The organism is Brevundimonas balnearis, from assembly GCF_042434805.1.
GTDB classification, from domain to species: Bacteria; Pseudomonadota; Alphaproteobacteria; order Caulobacterales; family Caulobacteraceae; genus Brevundimonas; species Brevundimonas balnearis.
This window is the reverse complement of record NZ_JBHLSW010000004.1, coordinates 203,961-229,442: the sequence shown is the minus strand read 5'-3', so window position 1 is coordinate 229,442 and position 25,482 is coordinate 203,961. Positions and strand designations below refer to the sequence as shown.

31 protein-coding genes and 1 tRNA gene are annotated in these 25,482 nt (G+C 68.0%); 18 read left to right on the top strand and 14 right to left on the bottom strand.

Annotation, left to right across the window (positions count from 1 at the left end; all coding sequences use genetic code 11):
- Positions 1 to 15: 15 nt before the first annotated feature.
- Positions 16 to 90 (bottom strand) — tRNA-Val (locus ACFFGE_RS06820).
- Between the two features lie 305 nt (positions 91 to 395).
- Between ACFFGE_RS06820 and ACFFGE_RS06815 the strand changes: the two genes are divergently transcribed.
- The 5 genes from ACFFGE_RS06815 (at position 396) to ACFFGE_RS06795 (ending at position 7,708) form a co-directional block, all read left to right on the top strand.
- Positions 396 to 1,910, top strand: a complete 1,515-nt coding sequence (locus tag ACFFGE_RS06815; protein WP_376835501.1) for a beta-helix domain-containing protein — start codon at positions 396 to 398, stop codon at positions 1,908 to 1,910.
- A gap of 73 nt (positions 1,911 to 1,983) precedes the next feature.
- Positions 1,984 to 4,614: a TonB-dependent receptor domain-containing protein gene (locus tag ACFFGE_RS06810; RefSeq protein ID WP_376835500.1), complete on the top strand. Its 2,631-nt coding sequence runs from the start codon at positions 1,984 to 1,986 to the stop codon at positions 4,612 to 4,614.
- Positions 4,615 to 4,725: 111 nt separating this feature from the next.
- Entirely contained in the window at positions 4,726 to 6,027 is a 1,302-nt protein-coding gene (gene hmgA, locus ACFFGE_RS06805; protein ID WP_376835498.1) for a homogentisate 1,2-dioxygenase, read from the top strand.
- A 243-nt stretch (positions 6,028 to 6,270) separates the two neighbouring features.
- Positions 6,271 to 6,969 (top strand): Crp/Fnr family transcriptional regulator, encoded by a 699-nt coding sequence (locus ACFFGE_RS06800; RefSeq protein WP_376835497.1) that lies wholly within the window; start codon positions 6,271 to 6,273, stop codon positions 6,967 to 6,969.
- Positions 6,970 to 7,147: 178 nt separating this feature from the next.
- On the top strand, positions 7,148 to 7,708 hold the full coding sequence (locus ACFFGE_RS06795) for an HNH endonuclease (protein ID WP_376835495.1): 561 nt from the start codon (positions 7,148 to 7,150) through the stop codon (positions 7,706 to 7,708).
- A 58-nt stretch (positions 7,709 to 7,766) separates the two neighbouring features.
- Here the strand turns inward: ACFFGE_RS06795 and ACFFGE_RS06790 are convergent, their stop codons facing one another.
- From ACFFGE_RS06790 to ACFFGE_RS06780, 3 genes are all read right to left on the bottom strand, one after another.
- Complete coding sequence (locus ACFFGE_RS06790) at positions 7,767 to 7,955, bottom strand: hypothetical protein (protein WP_376835493.1); 189 nt, start codon at positions 7,953 to 7,955, stop codon at positions 7,767 to 7,769.
- Positions 7,956 to 8,062: 107 nt separating this feature from the next.
- Positions 8,063 to 8,581 carry a BA14K family protein gene (locus tag ACFFGE_RS06785; protein ID WP_376835491.1) on the bottom strand — a complete coding sequence of 173 codons (519 nt, stop codon included), beginning with the start codon at positions 8,579 to 8,581 and terminating at the stop codon, positions 8,063 to 8,065.
- Between the two features lie 41 nt (positions 8,582 to 8,622).
- Positions 8,623 to 9,138 carry a hypothetical protein gene (locus ACFFGE_RS06780; RefSeq protein WP_376835490.1) on the bottom strand — a complete coding sequence of 172 codons (516 nt, stop codon included), beginning with the start codon at positions 9,136 to 9,138 and terminating at the stop codon, positions 8,623 to 8,625.
- Between the two features lie 144 nt (positions 9,139 to 9,282).
- On the opposite strand from ACFFGE_RS06780, the gene ACFFGE_RS06775 reads away from it, so the two are divergent.
- A complete protein-coding gene (locus tag ACFFGE_RS06775; RefSeq protein WP_376835489.1) occupies positions 9,283 to 10,485 on the top strand; it encodes a threonine ammonia-lyase in 1,203 nt (400 codons plus the stop codon).
- Positions 10,466 to 10,996: a BamJ family beta-barrel-assembly machinery protein gene (gene bamJ, locus ACFFGE_RS06770; protein WP_376835487.1), complete on the top strand. Its 531-nt coding sequence runs from the start codon at positions 10,466 to 10,468 to the stop codon at positions 10,994 to 10,996. Before ACFFGE_RS06775 ends, bamJ begins: the two co-directional genes overlap by 20 nt.
- Here the strand turns inward: bamJ and queG are convergent, their stop codons facing one another.
- Positions 10,997 to 12,067 carry a tRNA epoxyqueuosine(34) reductase QueG gene (queG, locus tag ACFFGE_RS06765; protein WP_376835593.1) on the bottom strand — a complete coding sequence of 357 codons (1,071 nt, stop codon included), beginning with the start codon at positions 12,065 to 12,067 and terminating at the stop codon, positions 10,997 to 10,999.
- Positions 12,068 to 12,095: 28 nt separating this feature from the next.
- Here queG and ACFFGE_RS06760 point away from each other — a divergent pair, with 28 nt between their 5' ends.
- From ACFFGE_RS06760 to ACFFGE_RS06730, 7 genes are all read left to right on the top strand, one after another.
- Positions 12,096 to 12,452, top strand: coding sequence for an ArsC family reductase (locus tag ACFFGE_RS06760; RefSeq protein WP_376835486.1), 357 nt, complete (start codon positions 12,096 to 12,098; stop codon positions 12,450 to 12,452).
- 147 nt (positions 12,453 to 12,599) lie between these two features.
- Positions 12,600 to 13,184 (top strand): hypothetical protein, encoded by a 585-nt coding sequence (locus ACFFGE_RS06755; RefSeq protein WP_376835485.1) that lies wholly within the window; start codon positions 12,600 to 12,602, stop codon positions 13,182 to 13,184.
- A gap of 162 nt (positions 13,185 to 13,346) precedes the next feature.
- Positions 13,347 to 13,766 carry an Hsp20 family protein gene (locus tag ACFFGE_RS06750; protein WP_376835484.1) on the top strand — a complete coding sequence of 140 codons (420 nt, stop codon included), beginning with the start codon at positions 13,347 to 13,349 and terminating at the stop codon, positions 13,764 to 13,766.
- 92 nt (positions 13,767 to 13,858) lie between these two features.
- On the top strand, positions 13,859 to 14,113 hold the full coding sequence (locus ACFFGE_RS06745; RefSeq protein ID WP_376835483.1) for a DUF1150 family protein: 255 nt from the start codon (positions 13,859 to 13,861) through the stop codon (positions 14,111 to 14,113).
- Between the two features lie 124 nt (positions 14,114 to 14,237).
- The gene (gene rplU / locus ACFFGE_RS06740; RefSeq protein ID WP_376835482.1) at positions 14,238 to 14,741 is read left to right on the top strand and encodes a 50S ribosomal protein L21; all 504 of its coding nucleotides are present in this window, start codon (positions 14,238 to 14,240) and stop codon (positions 14,739 to 14,741) included.
- Positions 14,742 to 14,781: 40 nt separating this feature from the next.
- Entirely contained in the window at positions 14,782 to 15,057 is a 276-nt protein-coding gene (gene rpmA, locus ACFFGE_RS06735) for a 50S ribosomal protein L27 (RefSeq protein ID WP_376835481.1), read from the top strand.
- Between the two features lie 276 nt (positions 15,058 to 15,333).
- Entirely contained in the window at positions 15,334 to 15,867 is a 534-nt protein-coding gene (locus ACFFGE_RS06730) for a GNAT family N-acetyltransferase (protein WP_376835480.1), read from the top strand.
- Between the two features lie 39 nt (positions 15,868 to 15,906).
- On the opposite strand, the gene ACFFGE_RS06725 is transcribed toward ACFFGE_RS06730, so the two are convergent.
- The gene (locus tag ACFFGE_RS06725) at positions 15,907 to 17,610 is read right to left on the bottom strand and encodes a M1 family metallopeptidase (protein ID WP_376835479.1); all 1,704 of its coding nucleotides are present in this window, start codon (positions 17,608 to 17,610) and stop codon (positions 15,907 to 15,909) included.
- A 100-nt stretch (positions 17,611 to 17,710) separates the two neighbouring features.
- Between ACFFGE_RS06725 and ACFFGE_RS06720 the strand changes: the two genes are divergently transcribed.
- Positions 17,711 to 18,364: a hypothetical protein gene (locus ACFFGE_RS06720; protein WP_376835478.1), complete on the top strand. Its 654-nt coding sequence runs from the start codon at positions 17,711 to 17,713 to the stop codon at positions 18,362 to 18,364.
- A 102-nt stretch (positions 18,365 to 18,466) separates the two neighbouring features.
- Here ACFFGE_RS06720 and ACFFGE_RS06715 read toward each other — a convergent pair whose 3' ends face one another.
- From ACFFGE_RS06715 to rpmB, 4 genes are all read right to left on the bottom strand, one after another.
- Complete coding sequence (locus tag ACFFGE_RS06715; protein ID WP_376835477.1) at positions 18,467 to 19,219, bottom strand: hypothetical protein; 753 nt, start codon at positions 19,217 to 19,219, stop codon at positions 18,467 to 18,469.
- The gene (locus tag ACFFGE_RS06710) at positions 19,216 to 19,722 is read right to left on the bottom strand and encodes a hypothetical protein (RefSeq protein WP_376835476.1); all 507 of its coding nucleotides are present in this window, start codon (positions 19,720 to 19,722) and stop codon (positions 19,216 to 19,218) included. The genes ACFFGE_RS06715 and ACFFGE_RS06710 overlap by 4 nt, the downstream gene beginning before the upstream one ends.
- 102 nt (positions 19,723 to 19,824) lie before the next feature.
- Positions 19,825 to 20,742, bottom strand: coding sequence for an IS1595 family transposase (locus ACFFGE_RS06705; RefSeq protein WP_376835475.1), 918 nt, complete (start codon positions 20,740 to 20,742; stop codon positions 19,825 to 19,827).
- A 116-nt stretch (positions 20,743 to 20,858) separates the two neighbouring features.
- On the bottom strand, positions 20,859 to 21,155 hold the full coding sequence (rpmB, locus tag ACFFGE_RS06700) for a 50S ribosomal protein L28 (RefSeq protein WP_376835591.1): 297 nt from the start codon (positions 21,153 to 21,155) through the stop codon (positions 20,859 to 20,861).
- A gap of 227 nt (positions 21,156 to 21,382) precedes the next feature.
- On the opposite strand from rpmB, the gene ACFFGE_RS06695 reads away from it, so the two are divergent.
- Complete coding sequence (locus ACFFGE_RS06695; RefSeq protein ID WP_376835474.1) at positions 21,383 to 21,847, top strand: DUF3617 domain-containing protein; 465 nt, start codon at positions 21,383 to 21,385, stop codon at positions 21,845 to 21,847.
- A gap of 59 nt (positions 21,848 to 21,906) precedes the next feature.
- On the opposite strand, the gene ACFFGE_RS06690 is transcribed toward ACFFGE_RS06695, so the two are convergent.
- Both ACFFGE_RS06690 and fdxA read right to left on the bottom strand, forming a co-directional pair.
- Entirely contained in the window at positions 21,907 to 22,437 is a 531-nt protein-coding gene (locus ACFFGE_RS06690) for a CarD family transcriptional regulator (protein ID WP_376835473.1), read from the bottom strand.
- Positions 22,438 to 22,730: 293 nt separating this feature from the next.
- Positions 22,731 to 23,072, bottom strand: a complete 342-nt coding sequence (gene fdxA / locus ACFFGE_RS06685; RefSeq protein WP_376835471.1) for a ferredoxin FdxA — start codon at positions 23,070 to 23,072, stop codon at positions 22,731 to 22,733.
- 139 nt (positions 23,073 to 23,211) lie between these two features.
- Between fdxA and ACFFGE_RS06680 the strand changes: the two genes are divergently transcribed.
- Entirely contained in the window at positions 23,212 to 23,841 is a 630-nt protein-coding gene (locus ACFFGE_RS06680; RefSeq protein WP_376835470.1) for a YceI family protein, read from the top strand.
- Positions 23,842 to 23,895: 54 nt separating this feature from the next.
- Here the strand turns inward: ACFFGE_RS06680 and ACFFGE_RS06675 are convergent, their stop codons facing one another.
- Both ACFFGE_RS06675 and ACFFGE_RS06670 read right to left on the bottom strand, forming a co-directional pair.
- Entirely contained in the window at positions 23,896 to 24,336 is a 441-nt protein-coding gene (locus tag ACFFGE_RS06675) for a DUF1330 domain-containing protein (RefSeq protein WP_376835469.1), read from the bottom strand.
- Positions 24,333 to 25,019 carry an SDR family NAD(P)-dependent oxidoreductase gene (locus tag ACFFGE_RS06670; RefSeq protein WP_376835468.1) on the bottom strand — a complete coding sequence of 229 codons (687 nt, stop codon included), beginning with the start codon at positions 25,017 to 25,019 and terminating at the stop codon, positions 24,333 to 24,335. Before ACFFGE_RS06670 ends, ACFFGE_RS06675 begins: the two co-directional genes overlap by 4 nt.
- Before the next feature lie 133 nt (positions 25,020 to 25,152).
- Here ACFFGE_RS06670 and ACFFGE_RS06665 point away from each other — a divergent pair, with 133 nt between their 5' ends.
- Positions 25,153 to 25,464, top strand: coding sequence for a DUF6152 family protein (locus ACFFGE_RS06665; protein ID WP_376835589.1), 312 nt, complete (start codon positions 25,153 to 25,155; stop codon positions 25,462 to 25,464).
- The last annotated feature ends 18 nt before the right edge of the window (positions 25,465 to 25,482 follow it).

Here is a 25,482-nt window from a genome sequence, read left to right as displayed (position 1 = left end):
AGACATTGAAAAGAATGGTGGACGCGACAGGGATTGAACCTGTGACCCCTACGATGTCAACGTAGTGCTCTCCCGCTGAGCTACGCGTCCGCCTTGCAGCGATCCGGCCCGGGCCGGATCGGGAGGCGCGGTCTATAGCCCGGACGCGCGCCGGGGTGCAAGGGGGGTCGGACAGGCCCGTCCCTTCAAAAATACGATCAGTAAACAGAGTGACAGGAAAGTTACATATCATTGAATATTGAGCGACGCAATGTCAGTCCAAGGAGCGTGACTTAAGTTTCGAAAGTCTGTCACGCTTGTATCGCAATACAGGCTTAGTGACCTGCCCCGGGGTTGCTGGGGTGCGTCGGTCCGTCGCGCGGTGACCCGATCATTCAAGCGATGGGGAAACATCGATGCTTCGACTGACCAAGGTTCTGATGGCCGGCTGCGCGGTCCTGGCGCTCGCGGCCTGCGGCGGCGGCGCGGAGGTGGCTTCGCCGGGCGAAGGCGACTTCGGCAACGGCGGCGGCGGCGGCGGCGGCGGCAACAACCCGCCGACCAATCCGGCTCCGGGCACGCCCGCGGCCTCGTGCCCGACCGGCACGACCAACGTCGGCACCGTCGCCAACGGCACGCTCCGCGCCTGCCAGCTTCCGAACCAGATCGTCGGCGCCCTGGCGCTGCCGAACACCGCCGGGCTGGTCTATGCGATCAACGGCGTGGTGCAGGTCGGCGTCGACCGCGGCGTCGACGGCACGGGCGGCCAGCAGGGCACCCTGACGATCGACCCGGGCGTGCGCATCTTCGCCTCGCAGGGCTCGGACGCCCTGATCGTCAACCGCGGCTCGCAGATCTTCGCCGAGGGCACTTCGACCAACCCGATCATCTTCACCAGCCGTCAGAACATCGAGGGCCAGACGACGGAAACGTCGCAGGGCCAGTGGGGCGGCATCATCCTCGCCGGCCGCGCGCCTCAGGCGAACTGCCAGCTGACCGCGCCGGTCACCTGCACCGGCTTCGTCGAAGGCGGGACCCAGGTCTCCTACGGCGGCAACACGCCGGCCGACAGCTCGGGCCGTCTGCGCTACGTGCAGATCAAATACTCGGGCTTCGAAGTCTCGCCGGGCAACGAGCTGCAGGGTCTGACGACCGCCGGCGTCGGCACCGGCACCGTGATCGAGTACATCCAGGTCTACAACAGCTCGGATGACGGCATCGAGATCTTCGGCGGCACGCACAACATGCGTTACGTCGTGATCAACGGCGCCGACGACGACGGTCTGGACACCGACACCGGCTGGCGCGGCGGCGCCCAGTTCGGCATCGTGACCCAGCGTCCGACGACCGGCACCAGCCGCTCGGCCGGCTTCGAGTTCTCGGCGGCCCCGACGTCGGTGCCGCTGGCCCAGCGCCTGAACTCGCAGCCGAAGATCTCGAATTTCACCCTGGTCGGCCGTCAGGCCGCGGTGAACGCGCATACGGTCGCCCACTTCGACACGGGCTCCGACGCCACGGTGATCAACTCGGTCTTCACCAACCCGACCGGCTCGCTGTCGGGCTGCCTGGACCTGGCCGACGCCGACACCGTGTCGGTCGCGCCGAGCTTCCAGTCGGTGTTCATGTCTTGCGCGATCCCCTATCGCACCCAGTCGAGCCAACTCGCCGGCACGACCAGCGTGTTCACGTCGGGGACGAACAACACCGCGAACGGCACCTCGACCCTTCAGGCGCCGACCTCCGGCACGACCATCTCGAACCAGAACCTCGCCTTCATCAACGGGGTGAACGAGAACGCTGTGGCGGTCACGGGCGCCCCGGCCGTCTACAGCTACTTCCAGTCGGTGACCTACATCGGCGCGGTGCAGAGCCAGAGCGACACCTGGTGGCGCGGCTGGACCTGCGGCCTGACCGCCGGTCTGACCTGCTGAGGATGAAACCTCGGGCGGCGGGGCGACCCGCCGCCCTTCATCCTTTCGTCGTTTCTCTCGCAAGGCGCAGATCATGAAGAAAATTTCGCTTTCGTTGAGCGGACTGCTGCTGGCCACGACCGCGATGATCGCGCCCGGCCTCGCGTTCGCCCAAGACGTTCCCGCCGAAGACCCCCAGGACCAGGCCACCACCGTCGAAGAGATCGTGGTGCTGGGTCGCTTCATCCCCGAGCCGCTTCGGGAAACCTCCGAAGTCGCCGCCTTCCTGACCGATGAGGACATCCAGCGCACCGGCGACTCCAACGCCGCCGAGGCCCTGACCCGCGTCACGGGCCTGACCATCGTCGAAGACCGCTTCGTCTATGTGCGCGGCCTCGGCGAGCGCTATTCCTCGGCCCTGCTCAACGGCTCGCCGCTGCCGAGCCCGGAGCCGCTGCAGCGCGTCGTGCCGCTGGACCTGTTCCCGTCGAACATCCTCGGCGGCGTCACCGTCCAGAAGACCTATTCGCCCAACTATCCGGGCGAGTTCGGCGGCGGCGTGATCGACCTGCGCACCATCGAGGCGCCGGCCGAGCCCTTTTTCAACCTGCAGGTCAGCGCGGGCTACAACAGCGAGACGACGCTGCGCGACAACCTGATCTATTACGGGTCGGAAACCGACTGGACCGGCTTTGACGACGGCACGCGCGACGTCCCCGGCCCGCTGTCGATCGCCTTCGGTCGAGGCGTGCAGATCAGCCAGGCGAACTTCTCGGACGAGGAGCTTCAGGACATCGGCCAGTCGCTGGTCAATGCGCCGTTGCGTCTGCTGCAGTTCGACGAGAGCCCGTTCAACTGGGGGGTCGAGGCCGAAGGGGGCTTCTCTCACGAGACCGGCCTGGGCACGCTGGGCGTCGTCGTGGCGGCCGGCTATGACAACAGCTGGCGCGCGCGTCAGGGCTTCCAGGAAACCGGTCAGCTGGACGGCGGCCGACTGATCGCCGGCACGGCCTACGAGTTCGAATCGGGACAGAACGACGTCCAGCTGAACGCGCTCGGCTCTATCGCGCTCTCTTCGCTCGACCATGAGGTCAAGTGGACCAACTTCTTCGTCCGCTCGACCACCAAGGAGGCCCGCACCCGCGAAGGCTTCAACTTCAGCTTCGGCGGCGTGGTGCGCCAGGACTTCACCGAGTACTTCGTGCGCCAGCTGTTCTCCTCGCAGCTGTCGGGCGAGCACACCTTCATGGACGGGGCGCTGGACGTCAGCTGGCGCGGCTCCTACGCCGTGTCGGAGCGCGACGCCCCGTACGAGACCCAGTTCGGCTACGGCCAGGCGGCGGACGGCGCCTTCATCCACGACATCGACACGAATCTGATCTCGTTCAGCGAGCTGAACGACGAGCTGTATTCGGCCGGCGCCGACGTGGCCTACACCCTGCCGCTCTCGGACGCCCGTGACGCGGTGTTCTCGGCGGGCGTGGCCTGGCTGGACAACACGCGGGACTCGGTGCGCCGCGACCTGAGCTTCGTCGCGCCGTTCGGCCTGACCGACAGCCAGACGCGCTCGCGCGTGGACTTCCTGTTCTCGGACTTCAACATCAACCCGAACACCCTGGTGATCCGGGAGTCGACCAACGCCGCCAGCGCGCCCGCCTATGAGGGCGAACTGACGGTCAACGCCGCCTATGTTCAGGCCGATGTCGAGGTGATCCCGCTCGTCCGCATCTCGGGCGGCGTCCGCTACGAGGACGGTGAGCAGACGGTCACCCCGATCGACCTGCTGAACAGCGGTCTGCTGTTCACGCCGACCTCGATCGAGGAGCAGTACTGGCTGCCCGCGGCGACCCTGACCTGGAACTTCGCCGAGGATCTCCAACTGCGTCTTGGCGCGTCCAAGACCATCGGCCGTCCGCAGTTCCGCGAACTGGCGCCTCAGGGCTACACCGACCCGGAGACGGACCGCCTGTTCGTCGGCAACCCGTATCTGGTCGACACGGAGCTGACGAACTACGACGCGCGGGTCGAATGGTACTTCGACCAAGGCCAGTACCTGACCGCCGGCGTCTTCTACAAGGAGCTGGAGAACCCGGTCGAGGCGACCATCTTCGAGATCGCCGCGCTCGAGTACCAGCAGACCTTCCTGAACGCGCCGCAGGCGACGCTGATGGGCTTCGAGATCGACGGGAAGAAGTACTTCGACTTCCCCGACGCGGGTCTGCAGTTCATCGCCGACAAGCGCTGGCTGATCCAGGCGAACTACACCTACACGGACTCCGAGATCCAGGTGGACGACGGCGACAACGTGCTGACCCTCGCGGGGCGCGGCATCGGTGAGCCGGCCCGCTTCTACCTGACCGACGGCGCCCGTCTGCAGGGTCAGTCCGAGCATGTCGCCAACCTGCAGTTCGGCTGGGAGGACGACAACGCGCGTTCCCAGGCGACGCTGATCGTCAACTACGTCTCGGACCGCATCACCGCGCGCGGGCCGGGCGTGGGGGCCAACCGCCTGCCGGACTACATCCAGGAGCCCGGCGTGTTCCTCGACTTCGTCTATCGCAAGGACTTCACGGTCCTCGACCAGGACCTGGGCCTGGCCATTGAGGCGCGGAACCTGCTCGACACCGAGTTCGACGAGTACCAGGAACTGAACGGCGACAAGATCCGGATCAACCAGTACGATCTGGGCTCCAGCCTGTCGGTGAGCCTGACCGCCCGCTTCTGATCGGGGCATCAGGTCTGACGCCTCGCCGCCCCGTCCGGGTCTCCGGGCGGGGCGGTCGCATTGTGGCGCCCTCCCACCGTCGCTAGATAACCGGGCAGGAGAGGACACCCCATGACGACGCGATCCAACGCGCCCGCCTATCTGACCGGCTTCGGCGCCCATGTTCAGACCGAGGCGGTCGAGGGCGCCCTGCCGGTCGGCCGCAACTCGCCCCAGCGGCATCCGCTGGGCCTTTACGCCGAGCAGCTGTCCGGCACGGCCTTCACGGCCCCCAGGAGCGAGAACCGGCGCAGCTGGCTGTATCGCCTGCGCCCGAGCGCCCAGCATCCTCCGTATACGCCGTTCGATCAGGGCCGGGTTCGGTCCGGCCCGTTCGAGGAGGCGCCGCCGACCCCCAATCGCCTGCGCTGGGACCCCCTGCCGACGCCCGGCGCGCCGACCGACTGGGTCGAGGGGCTGGTCACCTACGGCGGATGCGGGGACGCCGCGACGCAAGCCGGAGTGGGCATCCACCTGTACGCCGCCAACCGCTCGATGACGGACCGTCTGTTCTACTGCGCCGACGGCGAGCTGCTGATCGTGCCGCAGGAGGGCGTACTGACGCTGAGGACCGAGCTGGGCGTCCTGGAGGCGCCGCCCGGTCATGTGGCGGTGATCCCGCGCGGGGTGCGCTTCCGCGTCGAGGTGGACGGGCCCGTCCGGGGCTACGTCTGCGAGAACTACGGCGCGCCGTTCCGGCTGCCCGACCTGGGGCCCATCGGCGCTAACGGCCTGGCCAATCCCCGGGATTTCGAGACGCCCGTGGCCTGGTTCGAGGACGTCGACCGCCCCACCCAGGTGATCCAGAAGTTCCAGGGGCGGCTCTACGCCACCACCTTCGACCACAGCCCGCTCGACGTGGTCGCCTGGCACGGCAACCATGCGCCGTACCGCTACGACCTGGCGCGGTTCAACACCATCAACACGGTCAGCTACGACCACCCCGATCCGTCGATCTTCACGGTGCTGACCAGCCCGTCGGATACGCCGGGAACGGCCAATTGCGACTTCGTCATCTTCCCGCCGCGCTGGATGGTGGCCGAGGACACCTTCCGCCCGCCGTGGTTCCACCGCAACGTCATGAGCGAGTTCATGGGCCTGGTCCACGGCGCCTATGACGCCAAGGAGGGCGGGTTCGCCCCCGGCGGCGCCTCCCTGCACAACTGCATGAGCGGGCATGGTCCCGACCAGGCCTCCTATGACAAGGCGGTCCAGGCGGAGCTCAAGCCGCACAAGATCGAGAACACCCTGGCCTTCATGTTCGAGACCCGCTGGGTGATCCGCCCGACGGCCTGGGCGCTCCAGACCCCGCAGATGCAGCTGGACTATGACGATGTCTGGACGGGTTTCGAGAAGGGCCGCGCCACGCCCTAGACCGAAATCGGTTCAGTTGGACGCACGTCCAACCGGGCTCAGATTTCGGTCCAGGTTCAAGCGGCAGCCTGATTCACACCTCAAGCGGAGTCGCGAAGCGATTTCGCTTGACCCGATCAAGCTGTAGGGAACCCGGGACCCTCAGGCCCGGTTGTGAACGGAAGGGCGGGTCCGAGCCGCGTTCAGGCAGGCTTTGTCGATTTTCGGCGGACGCCGGTTCGCGGCTTCCCCTAGACGCGACCGATGCTGAAGATTCCCGAGCGTAACCGCCTGATCCTCGCCCTCCCGCCGGAGGACCGGGCAATCCTCCTGACAGCGGCGTCTCCGGTCGAGTTCAGCCTGTCCCAGGTCTTCGCCGAACCGGGCGATCGGCTGGATCACGTGCATTTCGTCGAGGCGGGGATCGTGTCGGCGGTGGCCATCATGCAGGATGGACGCACGGTCGAGACCTATATGGTCGGCTCGGAGGGCATGACCGGCATCTGCGCCTTCGCGGTCGATATTCCGGCCTACTCACGGCTGGTGGCGCAGTCGGACGGCGCCGCTCGCCGGATCGAGACCGGAAGGCTGCGTGCGCTGACCGAGGAGCGGCCGGAACTTCGCCGCGTGCTGACCGAATACGCCGCGCGGCTCAAGCAGGAGCTGGAGCAGTCATCGGCGTGCAACGCCCTGCACCGCTCCGATCAGCGGTTCGCCAAGTGGCTGTTGCGGTGCCACGATCGGCTGGACGGCGACGACCTCAACCTCACGCAGGAGTACCTCGCCTCCATGCTGGGGTCGCAGCGCACCACCGTGAACGAAGCGGCGCAGCAGCTGCAAAGGGTCGGGGCCATATCCTATTCCCGCGGGCGGGTGCGCATCATGGATCGCGGAGCCCTCGAGCGCGCCGCCTGCGAGTGCTACCGCAGCTGGCCGGCCGGCCTCCAGCCGACCTTCGCCTGACCCACGCCAGCCGCTCGGCGCGGCGATCGGGGGAGGGCGCCGCGCCTGAAGGTTCAGGCGCCCGACGTCATGGCCTCGTCACCGAATCCCGGTTAGAGAAGGGCTAGAGACACGGAAGGAGCCTCGCCTTCAGTCCTGTCGCCTTGAACCTGTTCCTCGGCGCGCGCGGAGGGGCCTGATGCAGGTCCTGAGCAATCCTCCGTCCGGCTGGCCCGCTTTGGTCCTGAACGCCGACTTTCGTCCGTTGTCGTACTATCCCCTGTCGATCTGGCCTTGGCAGGAGGTCGTCAAGGCCGTGTGGCAGGATCGCGTGGACGTGGTCTCCACCTACGACAAGGTGGTCCGCAGCCCCTCCATGGAGTTTCGGCTGCCGAGCGTCGTGTCGCTCAAGAGCTATGTGGACCAGGATCGATCGCCGGCCTTCACGCGCTTCAACGTTTTTCTGCGCGACGGTTTCCGCTGCCAGTACTGCGGGGCCCACAGCGAGCTGACCTTCGACCATGTGGTGCCCCGCTCGCGCGGCGGCCGCACGACCTGGGAGAACATCGTCGCGGCCTGTTCGCCCTGCAATCTAAGGAAAGGCGGCCGTACGCCCGAGCAGGCCGGCATGCCGATCCGCCGGCGGCCCGTGCGGCCCAACGCCTATCAGCTGCAGGATCTGGGCCGGCGCTTCCCGCCGAACTACCTGCACCAGAGCTGGCTCGACTATCTCTACTGGGACATCGAGCTGGAGCCGTAGAGCCTGATCGGCTCATGTGGAATGGTGCGTCGAACTGAACCGACGACGGTCCAGCGGGTCAGATCACCCCGGCGAGCATCAGGGCCGCGGCGGCGCCCCCCACGGCGGTGCTGATCGCCAGGGCCACGACGCCGACGAGCAACCGGCGGGCGCGCTGACGGCGCCGGCCGGAGGGGCGGACGCCGCGGATCAGGACATAGGGGGCTCGCTGGAAGGCCTCGGAGCCGACGATGTTGTGCTGGGACATGGGACGCTCGCGAACGTGACGCGCCGCCTCCGGCGGGGGCGGCGACGCCGTCGAGGATCACAGGTCCGATGGCCAAACGATGGCGATCCGCGTTCGGCCGCGCGCTTTCACCCGCAGTAGATCAGGCGACCGCTGTAACCCCGGTAATAGCCGCTGGCCGGATCGTAGGAGCGATAGTTGGCGCGGCACCAGTCGATGCGACGCGGGTCGCGGCCGGACGCATAGCCGTGATGGCCCCCGCCGCCCGGATAGACGAGGTCGGGCCGGCCGTAGGCGCCCTGATAGACCGTCGGGCCGTCGCGCCAGTCCTGACGGTAGGTGTAGCCGTGACCATGGCGGTAGGCGCGACCATGGCCGTAGCCGTAGCCGTAGCCGTAGCCGTAGCCGTAGCCGGGATTGTACCCTCCGCCATGGGCCTGGCCATGGCTCGTGTGGCGGCGCTGGTCGCGCCAGCCAGCGTGACAGTCGCGATCGGCGGCGTCCCAGTAGGCGTCGCAGCGGTAATCGCCGGGACGGTCGTACTGGCTGATCCATCCGCCGGACGTATAGGTCCGGTGCTGAGCCGAGGCGGGCAGGGCGACGGCGAGCGCGGCCGCGGCCGCGAGAACGAACACACTCCTGGACATCGATACCTCCTTGAGCACGTCCGTCGCCGCGGCGCGGACCGTTAGAGCGTGACCTGGGCGGTTCGGCCGCCCACCGTCTGGACCCGTCGCATCAGCACCACGCGGTCTTCGGAACCGGCCGCGGACACCGGCACGATGACGAACCAGCTGCCGTTCGGCAGGCCTTCGATCCGGAACTGGCCCCCGTCGCAGGTCGCCGAGCGCACGTAGCGGCGATAGTCCGCGTTCGGGTCGGGCACCGTTCGGGCCCGCACGACCGACTCGGGCAGGGCGGCGCGCTCGGTCGAACCGTACAGCGTCTGGAAGCGCGCGCGGGTGTAAGGGGTGTCGGGGGTCAGGCCGACCGAGCCGGTGCAGTCGTAGACCCGTCCGTTCTGTCGGAACGCCACGCGGCCCTCGATCGCGGCGGAACCCTGGCCCGCGGACCAGGCGAAATCCTCGACGTTGAAGGCGGCGCGGGCGGCGGGGGCGGGGCCGGGCAGGGCGCCGGTCGTGGGCGCGCAGGCGCCCAGGGCGGCCAGACCGGTGGCGAAAAGGACGGCGTGGAGGCGACGCATGGTGATCCCCGACTGCGGGACGGCCCCGTCGGACCGTCGTCATGACATGACGCCTAACGCCTCGGCTGCGGTCAAGGTTGCGCCTTGTCCGGGACGGCCTAGAAGGGCTTCGACGATCGGCGCCAAGACCGATAGGGGAGTTTCATGACGGTCACCTTCGCGGACATCCAGGCGGCGCGGGCCCGCATCGCCGGACAGGTGGACCGGACCCCCACCCGCCACTCGCGGCGGCTGTCGCAGCTGACCGGCGCCGAGGTCTGGGTGAAGTTCGACAACCTGCATTTCACCGGCTCGTTCAAGGAGCGCGGCGCGCTGAACCGGTTGCTGCTGCTGAACGAGGATGAGCGGCGTCGCGGCGTGGTGGCGGCCTCGGCGGGCAACCACGCCCAGGCGCTGGCCTATCACGGGGGACGGCTGGGCGTGCCGGTGACCATCGTCATGCCGCACGGCACCCCCTTCGTGAAGATCGACGGCACCCGCGCCCATGGGGCGACCGTGGTGATCGAGGGCGACGACTTTTCCGGCTCCACGGCCCACGCGAAGCGGCTGGAGGAGGAGAAGGGCCATGTCTTCGTCTCGGCCTTCGATGACGAGGGGATCGTGGCCGGACAGGGCGTGTGCGGACTGGAGGTGCTGGAGGACGCGCCGGAGATCCAGGACCTGATCGTGCCGATCGGCGGCGGCGGGCTGATCGCCGGCTCTGCGATCGCCGCCAAGGCGATCAAGCCGGAGCTTCGCGTGTTCGGGGTGGAGGCGGCGATGTATCCGTCGTTCACCGCCCGGCGGGAGGGGCGAGCCCCCGTGTGCGGCGGCCAGACCATCGCCGAGGGCATCGCCATCAAGGCCGTGGGCGAAATCCCCTTCGCCCTCGCCGACCCGCTGATCGAGGAGGTGCTGGTCTGCCGGGAGGAGGACTTCGAGAAGGGCGTCGCCTTCTTCGCCACCCTGGAGAAGACGGTGGCCGAGGGCGCGGGCGCCGGCGGACTGGCGGCGCTCTTGGCCTATCCGGACCGCTTCAGGGGCCGAAAGGTCGGCATCGTTCTGTGCGGCGGCAACATCGACGCGCGCATGCTGGCGGTCGTCCTGAACCGGGAGATGGTGCGCGAGCGGCGCCTGATCGTGTTCCGCATCCTGGGCGACGATCGTCCCGGCATGCTGTCGGCCATGGCGGCGGTGATCGGGGGGCTGGGCGGCAACATCATCGACGTGGTGCACAACCGTCTGGCGCTGGACGTGCCGGCCAAGGGCGCGGAGTTCGACATCATGGTCGAAACGCGCGATAGCGCCCACGCCGACGAGATCGGGCAGGCGTTGAAGGACAAGGGCTATGCGCTTCGGATGGGGTAGGGCGGCCGTTCTGGCGGCGATGTTGGCGCTGGCCGCCTGCGGCCGGGGCGGCGAGGAGGGCCCGTCGCTGGAGGCGCGCGCCGAGGCCGCCGCCTTCTTCATGGAGTCCAACGCCCGGGCGGACGGCGTCGAGACCCTGCCGTCCGGGGTGCAGTACAAGGTGGTGCAGTCCGGGCCGGAGGGCGGCGCGCAGCCGGACGGCAACGATCTGGTCCGCGTCGATTACGAAGGCACGCTGATCGACGGGCGGGTGTTCGACAGCTCGTTCGAGCGCGGCGCGCCCGCGGTGTTCCATCTGGATCAGGTGGTGCCCGGCTGGACCGAGGGCCTTCGCCGGATGAGCGTCGGCGACGAGTGGATTCTCTACATCCCGCCCGAGCTGGGTTACGGCGAGCGCGGGGCGGGCGGCATGATCCCGCCGAACAGCGTGCTGGTCTTCCGGGTCAAGCTGCTGGACGTCGCGCCGATCCCCGGCGACGCCGCCCCGCGCGGCGCCAGCGCCAACGTCTGATCAGGCCGAGAGACGGCCCAGCGCCCAGCGCGCCGCGTCGGCCACGACCGGATCCGGGTCGTCGGTGAGCCGGGCGACGGGCGCGATCAGGCTGTCGTCGTTCGAGTTGCCGGCGGCGTAGAGCACGTTGCGCACGAAGCGGTCGCGACCGATCCGCTTGACCGGGCTCCGGGCGAACAGGGCGCGGAAGGCGGCGTCGTCGAGCGCCAGCAGGTCGGCCAGGCGCGGCGACGCCAGCGCCTCGCGCGCCGCCAGGCGACCTTCTCGGGTTTCGGCCGCGAACTTGTTCCAGGGACAGACGGCCAGACAGTCGTCGCAGCCGTAAATCCGCGATCCTGTCGCGGTGCGGAACGCCTCGGGCCAGGCGCCGGCGAACTCGATGGTCAGGTAGGACAGGCACCGGCGGGCGTCGAGCTGGAACGGCGCGGGAAAGGCGTTCGTGGGACAGGCGTCGAGACAGGCGGTGCAGCTGCCGCAATGCTCCGTCTCCGGCGGGTCCGGCGAGATCTCGGCCGCCGTCAGGATGACGCCCAGGAACAGCCAGTTGCCGTGGCTGCGGCTGAGCAGATTGGTGTGCTTGCCCTGCCATCCCACGCCCGCGCGCTGGGCCAGCGGCTTCTCCATCAGGGGCGCGGTGTCGACGAACACCTTCACCTCGGCCTTCAGTTCGGCGGCCATTTGACCCGCCAGGGTCTTCAGCCGCCCCTTGATGACGTCGTGATAGTCGTCGCCGCGCGCATAGACCGAGACATAACCCGCCGACCGGTCCTGAAGCTGCGGCAGGGGGTCATCTCCGGGGCCGTAGTTCAGGCCCAGCACGACGGCCGTGCGCGCCTCGGGCCACATCGCGGTGGGGTGCTTGCGGCGCTCGAGCGTCGTCTCCATCCAGGCCATGTCGCCGTGGCGCCCCGCCTCGACGAAGGCTTCGAGCCGCCCGCCTTCGGGCCAGGGCTCCACGGCCGACGCGAAGCGGCAGACGTCGAACCCGAGGACCTCGGCCTTGCCGCGCAGGCGGGCTTTCAGCCGGTCCTGAGCGGCGGCGCCCTTGATGGATCGGTCCGCCGCCGCCATCACCGCTTCGGGTTGAACAGGAGCTCCCATGTCCGTCGTCATCTACGGCATTCCGAACTGCGACACGATGAAGAAGGCGCGCGCCTGGCTGGAGGAGAACGGCGTGGCGTATACGTTTCACGACTACAAGAAGCAGGGGATCGACCGAGCGCGGCTGGAAAGCTGGGTTGAGGAGCTCGGCTGGGAGACCGTCCTGAATCGTGCGGGCCTCAGCTTCAAGAAGCTGCCGGAGGAGGCGAGGGCGAGCGTGGATCGCGAGAAGGCGGTCGCCCTGATGCTCGCCCACCCGTCGATGATCAAGCGGCCGATGCTGGATCTCGGCGACCGCCGGCTTGCGGGGTTCAAACACGAAACCTATGCGGCGGCGTTTAGGATTTCCGGCTGAATCCGGGCGAACGCGGGGCTTATCCGGCGCCTGAATCGGCCGAATCCGGCGGGCGCAAGGTCATTTCGGGGCGGCTGAAACGAAGCGAAACATCGCGTGTTCCCCTCGCAACGGGCGCTTGTGCTCGTGATGACAGGGAGCCTCCCCATGACTCGCTTGACCACCCGCAACACCCTCTTCGCCGGCGCCGCCCTGGCGCTCGTCTTCTCCGCCCCGGCCCTGGCCCAGGACGCCATGAGCCCGGCCCAGGAGCCCGCCCAGGAGCCGGTGGCGGAAGCCGCCGCCCAGACCCAGCAAACCCTGACGCTGAACCCCGGCTCGAACGTGCTGGGCTCGGATGGTTCGACGCTCGGCACGCTGGAAGGCGTGCGCACCAACGCCGAGGGCCAGCAGGAGCTGACCGTGCGGGGCGCCGACGGCCAGATTCGCGGCGTGCCCGTCAACGGCATCGCCCAGCAGGGCGCTGATGTGAGGGTCGCCTGGAGCGCGGCCGAGTTCGGGGCCGCCGAGGTGATCGCCGAGGGCGACGCCGGCGTGACCGCCACGCCGCCCGCGACCTCAGCGCCGATGCCGGCCGACGAGGCCCCGGCGGGCGACACGACGGTCCCGCCCACCCTGCCGACCGAGCCGGTGGGCCAGCCGGACGTCGACGACGCTATGGACGACCCGACGGCTCCGCCTCAGGAGGAGACTCCGGCCGAGCCGGACGTGATGGAGTCGCCCGAGGGCTGATCTCAGGCTTCGGCTGACTGACGAGGGCCGCCCCGGCGACGGGGCGGCCCTTCTCGTGCTTGCGGGCCGTGGCGACGGCGCCCATCTGGTCCCTGTCGGGAGCCCGGCCGATCCGGCGGGTTCTGACCGACGCCTTGAGCCGCTTCCCGAAGGGCCCATGCCGTGACGAACCGTAGCCTGATCCTCGACAGCCCGTTCCTGCTGGGCTTCGACCACACCCGCGCCCTGATCGACCGCGCCGCCAAGGCGGCGGCCGAGGGGTACCCGCCCTACAACGTCGAGCAGCTCGGCGAGCGGCAGGTCCGCATCAGCCTGGCGGTGGCGGGCTTCACGCCCTCGGATCTGACCGTGACCCTGGAGGGCCGGCAGCTGACGATCTCGGGCAAGCGCGAGGACACGAACGGCGCGGGCCAGGCCTATCTGCATCGCGGCATCGCGGCGCGCGGCTTCACCCGGGCCTTCGTGCTGGCCGACGGGCTGGAGGTGGAGGGGGCCCGGCTGGAGCATGGCCTGCTGCATGTGGATCTGACCCGACCCGAAGCGGCCCAGGCCGTGAAGACCATTCCCATCCAGGCGGGCTGATCTCGGTCGGACGCCTGTTTCCCTCGACGCCCGCTCACGGGGTCGAACCGCTCGCCCGGTCGAGCGTTCAGTCAGCGTAAGGAGGCGGTCATATGACGCCGATCATCACCAAGGAAGACCTCGCCGATCTCGGCGCCCCCGATCTGGTCTATGTGCGCGAGGTGCTGGCGCGCGACATCCTCGGCTCGGCCGCCGTCGCGGTGGCCAAGGGGCTGGAGATCGATCCCGACCAGACCCTCTACGCCGTCCACTCCGCCGACGGCGAGCGCCTGGCCGTCCTGACGGACCGCGAGTCCGCCTTCGCCGCCGCCGTGGCGCACGAGCTCGCGCCCGTCTCCGTTCACTAAAAAGGGCCGCCCGCGCGGCGCTTTCGCGTTGACTCGCGGCGGCCCGTCCGTATATGTCGCCGCTCTTCGCCCGCGGGGGTCCCCCGGCGGGCGTCTCTCTTTTGCGTTGAGCCGAGGCTTTAAGATGTACGCGGTGATCAAGACCGGCGGCAAGCAGTACCGGGTCCAACCGGGCGACACGATCGTGGTCGAGAAGATCGACGGCGAAGCGGGCGCGAACGTCTCGTTCGGCGAAGTGCTGATGCTGGGCGGCGACAAGGGCGTCACCGTCGGCGCCCCGCTGATCGACGGCGCCGCGGTCGCCGCGACCCTGATCGAGACCCGCAAGGGCGACAAGGTGAAGATCTTCAAGAAGATCCGCCGCCAGGGCTATCGCCGCACGCGCGGCCACCGCCAGCTGGAGTCGGTGCTGCGCATCACCGGCATCGAAGGCGCCGGCGAGAAGGCCAAGTGGGACGGCGAGGTCAGCCTGCTGACCAAGGCCGAGATGGACGCCCGCGCCCGCGGCCTGGCCCCCAAGGTCGAAGCCGAGGCGGCTCCGGCCCCCAAGGCCGCCGCCAAGAAGGCCGCGCCGAAGAAGGCCGCCGCTAAGAAGACCGAAACCGTCGCCGCCGGCGACGAAGCCTGATCAACGACGCGTCAGCGTAAGGGACTGAAGGAGCACACCCATGGCTCACAAGAAATCCGGCGGTTCGTCGCGTAACGGCCGCGACTCCGAATCCAAGCGCCTGGGCGTGAAGAAGTTCGGCGGCGAGCGCGTGCTGGCCGGCAACATCCTCGTGCGTCAGCGCGGCACCCAGTTCCATCCGGGCGACAACGTCGGCCTGGGCCGCGACCACACCCTCTTTGCGCTCATTCAGGGCGCGGTGAAATTCACCACCAAGCGTGGCGGCCGCTGTTACGTGTCCGTCCAAGCGACCCCGGAAGCCGCCGCCGCCGAGTAAGCGCCAAGGCCCTTCCACTCTCCGGGTCGCAGGCGCTGAGGCCTCGATCCGGACCAAGGGAAATTTTCCGCGGGGAGTCCGGATCACCGGGCTCCCCGTTCGCGTTTCCCCGCCTCGAAAGCCGACCCGAGCCCTTGAATTCAAAGGACGGTCGGCGCCGGCGGCCTGGCGGCCCGGAATGTGACGAACCGTCGATCATTCCGTCGTCGCGCCGCCACCAAATCAGGCCACACGCCGTCCGCGGACGGCGCGCCGGCCGAAAGGGGCGTTGAAGTGATGTGCGTCATTGAAACCTCTCCGGTCATCGAGACCCGGCGGCTGACGCTGCGCGCGCCGCAGCCGCAGGACGTGCCGCGCCTCGCCGTCATGGCCGACGACTACGACATCGCCCGCATGACCTGCCGGATGCCGCACCCGTTCACCCGGCGCGACGCCGAGCGCTTCGTGGTGGACGTCTCGGCCCAGGACCCGAAGAAGGGCCGGACCTTCCTGATCGAGCACGAGCGGCTGGGGCCGGTCGGGGTGGTCGGCGTCTTCGAGAGCGAGGATCCGTGGCCGGAGGTCGGCTATTGGATCGCCCGGGACTTCTGGGGGCGGGGCATCGCCACCGAGGCGCTCCAGGGCGCGCTGGGCTGGGCCAAGACGCGCTGGCGGCGCCGGGCGCTGATGTCGGGCCACTTCACCGACAACCCCGCCTCGGGCCGGGTGCTGGAGAAGGCGGGCTTCCTCTACACCGGCGAGCGCCGTCCGAGGTTCAGCCTGGCGCGTGGCGAGCCGGTGGAGACCCGCATGATGGCCTGGCTGGCCTAGGGAGAAGGCTTTCCTCCCCCTCAAGAGGGGGAGGAAACTCTAACGACCGCTGCGCTGATAGGCGACGAGCTCGTCCACCACGTCCGACTGGCGCAGGACCTTGTTCTCGGGATCGATGAGCACGTGCGCGCCCTCGGGCACGGACAGCGAGCCCCGGCCGCCGGTCATCGGCACGGTGATCACGCGGCCGTCCACCTCGACCTCGACCGGCAGGGGGAAGGGCCGGCCGTCGCCGGTCTCCCACGCAAGCTCGAGCGTCCTTCCCTCGCGGCGCTGACGCAGGATCGGCAGGGCGGCGTTGTAGAGATAGCCCTGGAACAGCCAGCCGTAGTCCCGCCCCGTGACCTCGTTGACGATGCGGACGTAGTCCTCGGTCGTGCGGGTCAGCGGCTCGATCTCGCCCGCCCGGGGCTCGGCCGTGCCGTAGATCAGCCGTGTCAGGCTGTCCTTGAACGCCTCATCGCCGATCAGCATCCGCAGCGTGTGGGCGAACAGCGAGCCCTTGTAGTAGATGTCGTTGCCCGGCCCGTCCCCGTCGAAATAGTTGACGTCCGCGCGGCCGGAGACCACCGGGAAGCGGTTGGCGAGGAGCTCGCGATGCTCCTTCAGCTCCGCCTCCATATAGCGGTCGCCGTGGAGCCAGCGGGCGTAGAGCGGCTGCATGTAGGTCCCCAGCCCCTCGTGCAGCCACATGTCGTCGCCGGACACATTGGTCATCTGGTTGCCGAACCACTCGTGAGCCAGCTCGTGATGCAGCAGCCAGTCGTAGCCGCGCCCGTCGATGCGGTAGCGGTTGCCGTAGGCGTTGATGGTCTGGTGCTCCATGCCCAGGTGCGGGGTCTCCACGACGCCCATCTTCTCGTCGCCGAAGGGGTAGGGGCCGACGGTCGCCTCGAAGAAGTCCAGCATCGGGGCGAACTGGGCGAACAGGGCCGCGACCTTGGCCGGGTCGTCTGACCTCAGATGCCAGAACTCCATCGGAAAGCTGTTTCCGAACCGGCTCACATAGGTGTCGGCGACACGCTCGTAGGGGCCGATGTTCAGGGCGATCGCATAGGTGTTCGGCCGGCGCGCCCGCCAGCGCCAGGTGGTCCAGCCGTCGCCATGGTCCTCGGTGGCCAGGAGGACGCCGTTGGCGGGCGCGGCCAGCCCCGTCGGCACGGTGATGTGCAGCTCGACCAGCTCAGGCTCGCCTGACGGATGATCGATGCAGGGCCAGAACAGGTCGCAGCCCTCGCCCTGCACCGCCGTCGCGATCCACGGCTCGCCGCTCGGCGCGGTCGCCCAGACGAAGCCGCTGTCCCAGGGGGCGTTGGGCGCCGTGCGCGGCGCCCCGGCGTAGAGGATGCGCAGGGTCGCCGTTCCCCCCGCCGGAAGGGGGCTGGGCAGGTCGACGGTCAGCCGGCCTTCCGGGTTGCGCCAGGCCGAGGGCGCGATCGCCTGACCGTCGATCTCGACCCGCGAAATGTCGAAGACGGTGTCCAGCTCCACCGACAGTCGGTCGACCGGGGCGGCGGCGGTGAAGACCAGGGTCGCGTCGCCGGCGAGGGTCCGGCTCTCGGGCATGACGCGGAACGCCAGCCGGGCGTAGTCGAAGGCCACGGCCTGCTGCTCGGGCGCGAGCGGCTGTTCGCTCCGGAGCGTGAAGGGGGTCGAGACCCTGGGCGCCGGGGCCGGGGACGCCTCTTGGGCGGCTGCGGGCATCGCGAGAAGGAGGGCGGCGGCGAGGGGGATCAGGCGCATGGCCGAACCCTAGCGGGAGCCCGGTGCGGCGCAAAGAAAAGGCGTATATGCACTTCGCAAACCCACTCCCGAATCCGGGAGCCGCTGATATGACGGCGGTATGGGGCGAAGAGAAATCATCATCAGCGCATTGCTCGCGGGCCTTGGCCTCGGGGGAACGTCTGCGGTGGCGGGCATGACCTCGACAGCCAGCATCTACACGCCGTACCTCCTCGGACTGGGCTGGGCGGCAGTCCTAGGGTCTTTCGTGGGGCTGGCGGTGATGTTCCGCAATGCTCCCAAGGCGATGATTGCTACTACTCAAGCCCTCATTGAGCAGGCTCCCGAGCGACAATTTCTCGACCCGGATATCACGCCAGAGGTTCTGCGAAAGAAGACCGAGAACCGAACGAGCGTTCAAATCGACGCGCTGACCAAGACCTACGCGGGAAAGTGGCTTCGGGTTTCTGGTCGCGTCTTCGACGTAACAAGCATTAACTTCCACAAGCGGGACAGCTTTGCGCTTCACGTTGAGGAGGAAACGCGTCCGCACCTGCCATCCGTCATGGTAGTGTTTGGGGAGCCGTGGCTAGATCAATTGTCCGCCATGAACAAGGGCGATTGGATAACATGCGTCGGGATGATTGACCGACTTCAAGGAGGGGTCACTCTCGTGTCCGGCGAGATTGAGCACATTGGAGAGCCGCCGCCAAAGAAGGCACGCACCCCTAGGACCCGGAAGCCAACGGGCGCTTCGGGCCGCCCTCCGGCCTAACCACTTTCCGCACCTTCTCCTCGAAGGCGGCGGCGTGTTCGTCGCACTCCAGGTCGCGGGCTAGGTCGCGGAACTTGTCGGCCTGGGGCTTGGGGGCGTCGGTCATGCGGCTTTGGCAAACTGAACCACTGTCTCGTCAGGTGTAGCCTCTTCGATGACAGTCGCCGCCTGTGAAAGGACGCCCAGCATTGATCCAAGCTCCCTGCGATTTTGCACTGCTGCGATCCTGACCGGTGCCTGCGGCAGACGAGCAATGTCGTGATACTTGGCGACAGTCGCGTAGATCGATTGCTTGGACACACCAACCGCCTCGAACAGCGCCGTCTGACCGCCGATGTTGACAACCGCATCAACGTCCCATTCGGTTCCTGAGACGCCCACCACAGGCCGATGAACCTCGACTTTCCCGAACAGCCGCGACAGGCGGGCAAAAAGCTTCTCTTCAGCCTCACGCGCGTCCAGCGCAGCCTGCTTGAAGACAGAAAGCGTTGCCGCTGTATGAGCGCAGTTGGCGAGCGCAACGATCGCTCCCGCTAGCTGCTCCTTCCGAACACCGCGAAGGAAAAAGGTGCGGTCGATAAAGCCGACCCCCGCGCCCTCCGCTACATGTGACGCGTGCCGCCCGAAGGACTTGGAGGCGCGAACCGAGCGCGCCTCTTCATAGGCAGAGGCCATGTCAGTGATAGAATAGGTGCTGCCGTCATGCGTCAGGCGCACACCGACGAGCGAACCACTCGGATAAGCGAGCGGGGTCCAGATGATCGTGCGCTTAGCCCCATGTTCCACGCCAACAATCTGCCGGGCAACAGCCTCGGCAGTCTCATTGAGCGACGAATGATCTTGGGCTTCGATCACCCGAAGAGATCCTCAGACCATGGCGGCGGCTGGAGGAATTCCAGCCCTTCTATTCTATAGATTTTAGCAACAAACGCAACAAGGCTTTCGAACGTTGGGAGCGATTCCTCAATGTCCACAGCCACTGGCAAGTTGCCAGTCCTAAGCTCACCGTCTGCTTTAAGGTTTTCGTAATACGGGTGCCGATGACTCCCCGGGTAGATATCCCATCGTATCTCAGGACGCCCAACACCTTTGTTCGCGTGTGGCGTGAGCGGTTTCCAATCTATTCGATCAATCCGCACCGAAGACTGCCCGGCAGGGCCGTGCTCCAGCACGAAGGAAACATCGCGGCCCGGCTCCGTTGCCAGCGTTCGTGCGTGTAAAACCAGCCCCTCAACAGTCGCGTCGCCGATGCTGATCTCCGCCCGCCAGCGAAACCTTCCGCCACTATCGACAGGACGCCATGCCGGAAGCGGACGTATCCGCTTTTCCGCCTCCAGCATTTCGGCGAGCCCCATCATGCCAGCACCTTAGCGATGGCCGCTGGCTAGACTAGCCCTACGCCTTTGTTCTCCAACGCGAGCGCCGCCGCCCACCCGCCTTGGGCTGTCGCCCGCCAGCCGTCAGGCCAAGCGGTAAGTAAGCCGCTTGCCAACGCCCCCCATCACCGCGCGCATGGCGCGCTCCTGATCCTCGCAGCCGAGGGCGGAGCGGTTGCTGTAGCGGAAGTCGAACTCCGCCAGATAGCGGTGCAGGTGCTTCTTCGAGCAGTGCTGGTAGATGCCCTTCATGCCGCGCTTGAAGATCGAGAAGTAGCCCTCGATGGTGTTGGTGTGGATGCCGCCCGGCAGGACGTATTCGTCCCGGCCGTGGTGGACCACCTCATGGGAGGCGAACTCGCGGCCGACCCGCATGTAGTGGCCAGCCTCGTCGGTCATGAGGCGGGCTTCCCGGTGCAGGTTCTCCAGCACGATGGGGGCGATGGTCGCCGGGCGAATGTCATCCACCACCACGGAACGGACGCGGCCGGTGTCGCGGTCAACGAGCGAGAGCACCTTCATCTTGTGATGGAAGGCTCGCTTGACCGGCTTGCCGGGCTCGCGGCCGATGTAGGTTTCGTCCACCTCGACAGCGCCGCCGCCCATGCCGAACGGGCCCAGGTCGCCTGAACGCATGGCCTCGCGAATGCGGTGCGCGAGGAACCACGCGGTCTTGTATTGGACCTCCAGAGTGCGTTCGAGCTGCTTGGCGCTCACGCCCTTCTTGGACGAGCACATGAGGTAGATCGCCTGAAGCCACTTATGCAGCGGCAGGTGGCTCTCCTCGAAAATGGTGCCGATGCGGACGGTGAACTGCTTGCGGCAGTCGCCGCACTTCTTCAGGCCCATGCGGACCTTCTTCTCCGGGTTCGGCTTGATGGCGTAGATGCGGCCCGAGCAACCACAGTGCGGGCAGGTCGGCTCGCCGTTCCAGATGATGCTTTCCACGAAGCGGAAGGCCTCGGCTTCATCGTGAAAGTAGGGCTTCGACAGAACGGACACGGCGCAATCTCCTTATGCGCTCATCCTACTGCCACGGTTGGGTTTGTCAAATGCATATACGCCAAAGAAAAAGGCCGGCGTCGCCGCCGGCCTCGTTCGATCTCGATGTCGTCGGGTCAGGCCGCCGACTGTTCCGCCAGCTTGGCCTTCACCTGGCGCTTGATGCGCTGGGCGGCGGGGGACAGCTGCTCGTCGCGGGCCTTGACGATGAAGGCGTCCAGACCGCCCTTGAAGTCCAGGGTGCGCAGGGCCGCGTTGGAGATGCGCAGGCTGAACGTCTGGCCCAGCGCGTCCGACGTGACCTTCACGGACTTCAGCGACGGCAGGAAGCGGCGCTTGGTCTTGATGTTCGAGTGGCTCACGTGGTGGCCGACCATCGGGCCGATCCCGGTGAGTTCGCAGCGACGCGACATCGTCAGATCCTTCGGCGACGCGGCCATGATCTTGTCGTCACGACCGCATAAAACAGGGACGCGCGGGACGTGATCCCGCGCGAGAGGGGGCCGTATAGGGGGAAAGCCGCCCGCGCGTCAAGCGCCGAAGCGTCGGCCGGAATGGTTCGGCCGCCTCTGTTCAGCCTCCGTTCAAGCCCGCATCTATAGACCAAACACCGAGCGACGCCTCCCCCGAGGGAAGACCGATGATCAAGACCGAACGACTGCCGCGCTTGCTGACATCCCTGGCCGCCGTGACCGGCGGCGCCTTGATGCTGGCCGCGCCGTCAGCCTCAGCCCCCGCCCAGGAGGCGCCGCAGCCCCAGCCCGGCTACTGGGAGTACAGCACCCGCGTGCTGGGCGTCGGCGAGACCGAGACGCGCTGCGTCCGCCAGAGCGAAATCCAGCGATTCTTCGGCGGGCTGTCGACGCGGCGCTGGTCGTGCACCTATCCGGTGCGGGTGGTCGGGTCGGGCAACGCGCGGTTCGAGGGCGTCTGTCGGGACCGGCGGGGCCGCACGGTCCAGGTCCGGTTGAACGGGCCCTACGCGGCCGAGAGCTTCCGCTTCACCGGCGGAGCGCAGCTGGCGCGCGGGACGCCCTTCATCCCGGCGTCGATCACGGCGCGGCGGGTCAGCGCGGAGTGCCCGGCCGGCGCGGAGTACTTCTGATCCAAAGCAAAAGGCCCGGGGTCGCCCCCGGGCCTTTTCGTTGTCGTCGGACGTCGGGATCAGGCCGCTTCGGCCTGGGGCGCCGGCTTCTTGGCGCTGAGCGACTTGGCGAGCAGCGCGACGGCGGCGTCCTTGTCGATCTTGTTGGCCGCGGCGACCTCACGGGCCATGCGGTCCAGCGCCGATTCATACAGCTGACGCTCGGAGTAGGACTGCTCCGGCTGGCTTTCGGCGCGGTGCAGGTCGCGGACCACCTCGGCGATGGAGACCAGGTCGCCGGAGTTGATCTTGGCTTCGTACTCCTGGGCGCGACGCGACCACATGGTGCGCTTGATGCGGGCGCGGCCCTTCAGCACCGTCAGCGCCTTGGACACCACGTCGTCGGCGGCCAGCGAGCGCAGACCGGCGGTCTTGGCCTTCTTGGTCGGGACGCGCAGCGTCATCTTCTCGTGGTCGAAGGTGACCACATAGACCTCGAGCGACATGCCCGCGACTTCCTGCGTCTCGATCGCGGCCACCTTGCCGACGCCGTGCGCCGGATAGACGACCGCGTCGCCAACCTTGAATTCAAGACCGGTCTTGCTCGTCATGTTGTCTCGTCCTTTCCCGGCCGGGGCGGCGGGCGCATCCACATGTAACGAAACAAAAAGGCCATCGTCCGGCGGTTCACGCCGGTCGCTCGCCCTGTGACGTCACTTAGAGGATACGGATCACCAAACCTCAGGCCGACCCCGTCTTGCGGGCGGGGTTCTGTCGCAAAACGAGCGGCGATCCGTTCAACGATCACCGCCCGACCCAATGGGGATAAGCTAACACAAAATGACGGATTTTCAAAACGGTTGATGCGCGGACGTCATAAAGCCCGCGAAAGCCGTTCGCCGCCTCAGCTGCCCTTGCCGGGCTTGGGGGAGAAGTACTTCTCGTACTTTCCGGTCTCCCGCTCGAACTGTTCCTTGTCGGCCGGCGGCGTGCCCTTGACCGTGATGTTCGGCCAGACCTTGGCGTATTCGGCGTTGATGCGCAGCCACTTGCCGTCCGGCTCGTCCTCGGTGTCGGGCTTGATGGCGTCGACGGGGCACTCCGGCTCGCAGACGCCGCAGTCGATGCACTCGTCCGGCGCGATGACCAGGAAGTTCTCGCCCTCATAGAAGCAGTCGACCGGGCACACCTCGACGCAGTCCATGAACTTGCAGCGGACGCAGGCGTCGGTGACGATGTAGGTCATGGCGTGGGCGGGTCTCGGGATGGAGGCCAGCGGACATGGCTTCGTCGCGGCGACCTGTCAACCGAGGGGGTTGCGGCCGGGCGTCTCGGCGCCGATCTGCAACCGGTCCGATTGCGGTCAACCTCGAGGGAGCCTCACCATGCGTCATCTGATCCGCCCCGCCGCCGTGGCCGTCGCCGCCGGCGCCCTGCTGTTCGCCGGCGGGGTCGTCGCCCGCGCCCAGCTGACCACGACGCCGAGCGAGGTCCGCGCCGGGACCTACACGCTGGATTCCGAGCACGGGAAGATCACCTGGTCGGTCGATCACCTGGGCCTGTCGACCTACTACGGCCAGTTCGTGAACGTCGCGGCGGAGCTGACGCTGGATCCCGCCAACCCGTCGAACAGCCGGCTGACCGCGACCATCCCGCTGACGGACGTGGACTCCAACTCCGACGGGCTGGACCGGCACCTGCAGACGGCCGACTTCTTCGACACCGCCAACCACCCGACCGCCACCTTCACCGCCACCTCGATCCGCGTGGACGACGAGAACCCGACCGAGGCGGAGATCACCGGCGACCTGACCCTGCGCGGCGTCACCCGGCCGGTGACCTTCGAGGCGGAATTCAACGGCGCCGGCGAGATGCGCGGCCAGTACAAGGTCGGCTTCGACGGCGAGGCCACCATCCGCCGCTCCGAGTTCGGCATCGACTACGCCCTGCCGGCGATCGGCGACGAGGTCGAGCTGCACATCGAGGGCGAGTTCGTGCTTCAGCCGGCCGCCTGATCCGGCTGGATCGGAGGGGCTCGCGTCGACCGACCGGGCCCCGCCGGTGCGTTATCAGGAGGTCTCGCCGAAGCGGTCGCCGGGCGACCTCGGCGACGTGCGGATCAAGCGCGAGTCAGCCACCGCCGCTTGCCGATGGACGACGGCCGCCCGGTACTCAGGGTCCCGCAGCATGTCGACGAAGGCCTGGCCGGTCGGATACTCGGCGATGAAGGCCAGGTCCCAGCGCTCTTCGGCCGGCCCGATCACGGTCAGCTCCGGCACGCCCAGCCAGACCTGACGTCCGCCCGCGCGCTTGAAGGGACCCGCGGCGGCCTTGCCGTAGGCGGCGTAGGCCGCAGCGCCCGTGCGATCCGACGCGGCGTCGACGTGGCCGTCGGGATAGGCGGCGCGTTCGCGAAAGCGCAGCAGGTTGATCATGGCGACCGGCCGGTCCAGCGGCAGATCGCGAAACTGGGCCATGATCTCCCTTGTCGGGTCGAGATAGGTCGTCACCAAGGCAGCTCCCGGCCGTTCCAGCCGATGAAGCGGTGGCCGGGCTTGCCCGCGTGCGCCGCGATCTGGTCGGCGATGCCCTTGACGCTGGTCGGCACGTCGATGGACGCGCCGGGGCCGCCCATGTCGGTCTTCACCCAGCCGGGGTTCACAGACAGAATCGCTAGACCGCGCGCCTGGCCCGGCCCGATCCAGAGGCTTCGGGCCAGCATGTTCTGGGCCGCCTTTGAGGCGCGATAGATGTCGTAGCCGCCCGAGGTGTTGTCCGCGATCGAGCCCATGCCGGTGGACATGAAGGCGACGACGCCCGAGCCCTCGACCACCTTGTCGACGAGCGCCCAGGCGAGCCGGGCGGGACCGAAGGCGTTGACGTGCATCACGCGGGCGATCTCGTCGGGCGCCGCCGAGACCATGTCCGACGGCCCCATGACGCCGGCGTTGATGAACAGCAGGTCAAGCGGCTTGGAGATGTGCTGCGCCAGCCTGGCGATGTCGGCGTCGTCGGCCACGTCGGCGCGCTCGACGGTCAGCCGGTCCGCGCCCGGCAGCTCCTGCAGCGCCGCTTCGCCGGCGTCGTCGCGGACGGTGGCGACGACGCGCCAGCCGCGCGACAGATATTCCTCGACGAGGCCCAGGCCGAGGCCGCGAGAGGCCCCGACGACGAGGGCGGTGTGTTCGGTCATTCGCGCGTTCCTTCGTTACGGCTTCGCTGGAGACCGGAGCCTCGATGTTCTATGCTGACCACATAGGCGCCACCGGGAGAAATCAAATGACCCTCAGGTTCGGACCCGCCGCGCGGCTTTCGGCGCCGCGGCCCTGATCGCCACCGCCGCCGCCGCCCACCACGGCTGGAGCTCCTACGACGCGGAGCGGACCCTGCGGCCGACCGCCCAGGTCCTGGAGTCCAGCTGGGGCAGCCCGCATGGCTCGATCGTGATCGCCGTGGACGACCAGCGCTGGGACGTCGTGCTGGCGCCGGTCTCGCGCATGCAGGCCCGGGGCCTGACCCAGGCCGACATCGCGGTGGGTCGGACCGTGACCATCGAGGGCTATCCCCGCCGTGACGGAACGCGCGAGATCCGCGCCGAGCGCATCACGGCGGGCGGCAAGACGGTCGAACTGCGCTGAGCGGCCTGATCGCCCGGA

Coding starts and splice junctions, on each gene's coding strand:
- ACFFGE_RS06815 (WP_376835501.1), top strand. CDS start 396: ATGCTTCGACTGACCAAGGTTCTGATGGCCGGCTGCGCGGTCCTGGCG.
- ACFFGE_RS06810 (WP_376835500.1), top strand. CDS start 1,984: ATGAAGAAAATTTCGCTTTCGTTGAGCGGACTGCTGCTGGCCACGACC.
- hmgA (WP_376835498.1), top strand. CDS start 4,726: ATGACGACGCGATCCAACGCGCCCGCCTATCTGACCGGCTTCGGCGCC.
- ACFFGE_RS06800 (WP_376835497.1), top strand. CDS start 6,271: ATGCTGAAGATTCCCGAGCGTAACCGCCTGATCCTCGCCCTCCCGCCG.
- ACFFGE_RS06795 (WP_376835495.1), top strand. CDS start 7,148: ATGCAGGTCCTGAGCAATCCTCCGTCCGGCTGGCCCGCTTTGGTCCTG.
- ACFFGE_RS06790 (WP_376835493.1), bottom strand. CDS start 7,955: ATGTCCCAGCACAACATCGTCGGCTCCGAGGCCTTCCAGCGAGCCCCC.
- ACFFGE_RS06785 (WP_376835491.1), bottom strand. CDS start 8,581: ATGTCCAGGAGTGTGTTCGTTCTCGCGGCCGCGGCCGCGCTCGCCGTC.
- ACFFGE_RS06780 (WP_376835490.1), bottom strand. CDS start 9,138: ATGCGTCGCCTCCACGCCGTCCTTTTCGCCACCGGTCTGGCCGCCCTG.
- ACFFGE_RS06775 (WP_376835489.1), top strand. CDS start 9,283: ATGACGGTCACCTTCGCGGACATCCAGGCGGCGCGGGCCCGCATCGCC.
- bamJ (WP_376835487.1), top strand. CDS start 10,466: ATGCGCTTCGGATGGGGTAGGGCGGCCGTTCTGGCGGCGATGTTGGCG.
- queG (WP_376835593.1), bottom strand. CDS start 12,067: ATGGCGGCGGCGGACCGATCCATCAAGGGCGCCGCCGCTCAGGACCGG.
- ACFFGE_RS06760 (WP_376835486.1), top strand. CDS start 12,096: ATGTCCGTCGTCATCTACGGCATTCCGAACTGCGACACGATGAAGAAG.
- ACFFGE_RS06755 (WP_376835485.1), top strand. CDS start 12,600: ATGACTCGCTTGACCACCCGCAACACCCTCTTCGCCGGCGCCGCCCTG.
- ACFFGE_RS06745 (WP_376835483.1), top strand. CDS start 13,859: ATGACGCCGATCATCACCAAGGAAGACCTCGCCGATCTCGGCGCCCCC.
- rplU (WP_376835482.1), top strand. CDS start 14,238: ATGTACGCGGTGATCAAGACCGGCGGCAAGCAGTACCGGGTCCAACCG.
- rpmA (WP_376835481.1), top strand. CDS start 14,782: ATGGCTCACAAGAAATCCGGCGGTTCGTCGCGTAACGGCCGCGACTCC.
- ACFFGE_RS06730 (WP_376835480.1), top strand. CDS start 15,334: ATGTGCGTCATTGAAACCTCTCCGGTCATCGAGACCCGGCGGCTGACG.
- ACFFGE_RS06725 (WP_376835479.1), bottom strand. CDS start 17,610: ATGCGCCTGATCCCCCTCGCCGCCGCCCTCCTTCTCGCGATGCCCGCA.
- ACFFGE_RS06720 (WP_376835478.1), top strand. CDS start 17,711: ATGGGGCGAAGAGAAATCATCATCAGCGCATTGCTCGCGGGCCTTGGC.
- ACFFGE_RS06710 (WP_376835476.1), bottom strand. CDS start 19,722: ATGATGGGGCTCGCCGAAATGCTGGAGGCGGAAAAGCGGATACGTCCG.
- rpmB (WP_376835591.1), bottom strand. CDS start 21,155: ATGTCGCGTCGCTGCGAACTCACCGGGATCGGCCCGATGGTCGGCCAC.
- ACFFGE_RS06695 (WP_376835474.1), top strand. CDS start 21,383: ATGATCAAGACCGAACGACTGCCGCGCTTGCTGACATCCCTGGCCGCC.
- ACFFGE_RS06690 (WP_376835473.1), bottom strand. CDS start 22,437: ATGACGAGCAAGACCGGTCTTGAATTCAAGGTTGGCGACGCGGTCGTC.
- fdxA (WP_376835471.1), bottom strand. CDS start 23,072: ATGACCTACATCGTCACCGACGCCTGCGTCCGCTGCAAGTTCATGGAC.
- ACFFGE_RS06680 (WP_376835470.1), top strand. CDS start 23,212: ATGCGTCATCTGATCCGCCCCGCCGCCGTGGCCGTCGCCGCCGGCGCC.
- ACFFGE_RS06670 (WP_376835468.1), bottom strand. CDS start 25,019: ATGACCGAACACACCGCCCTCGTCGTCGGGGCCTCTCGCGGCCTCGGC.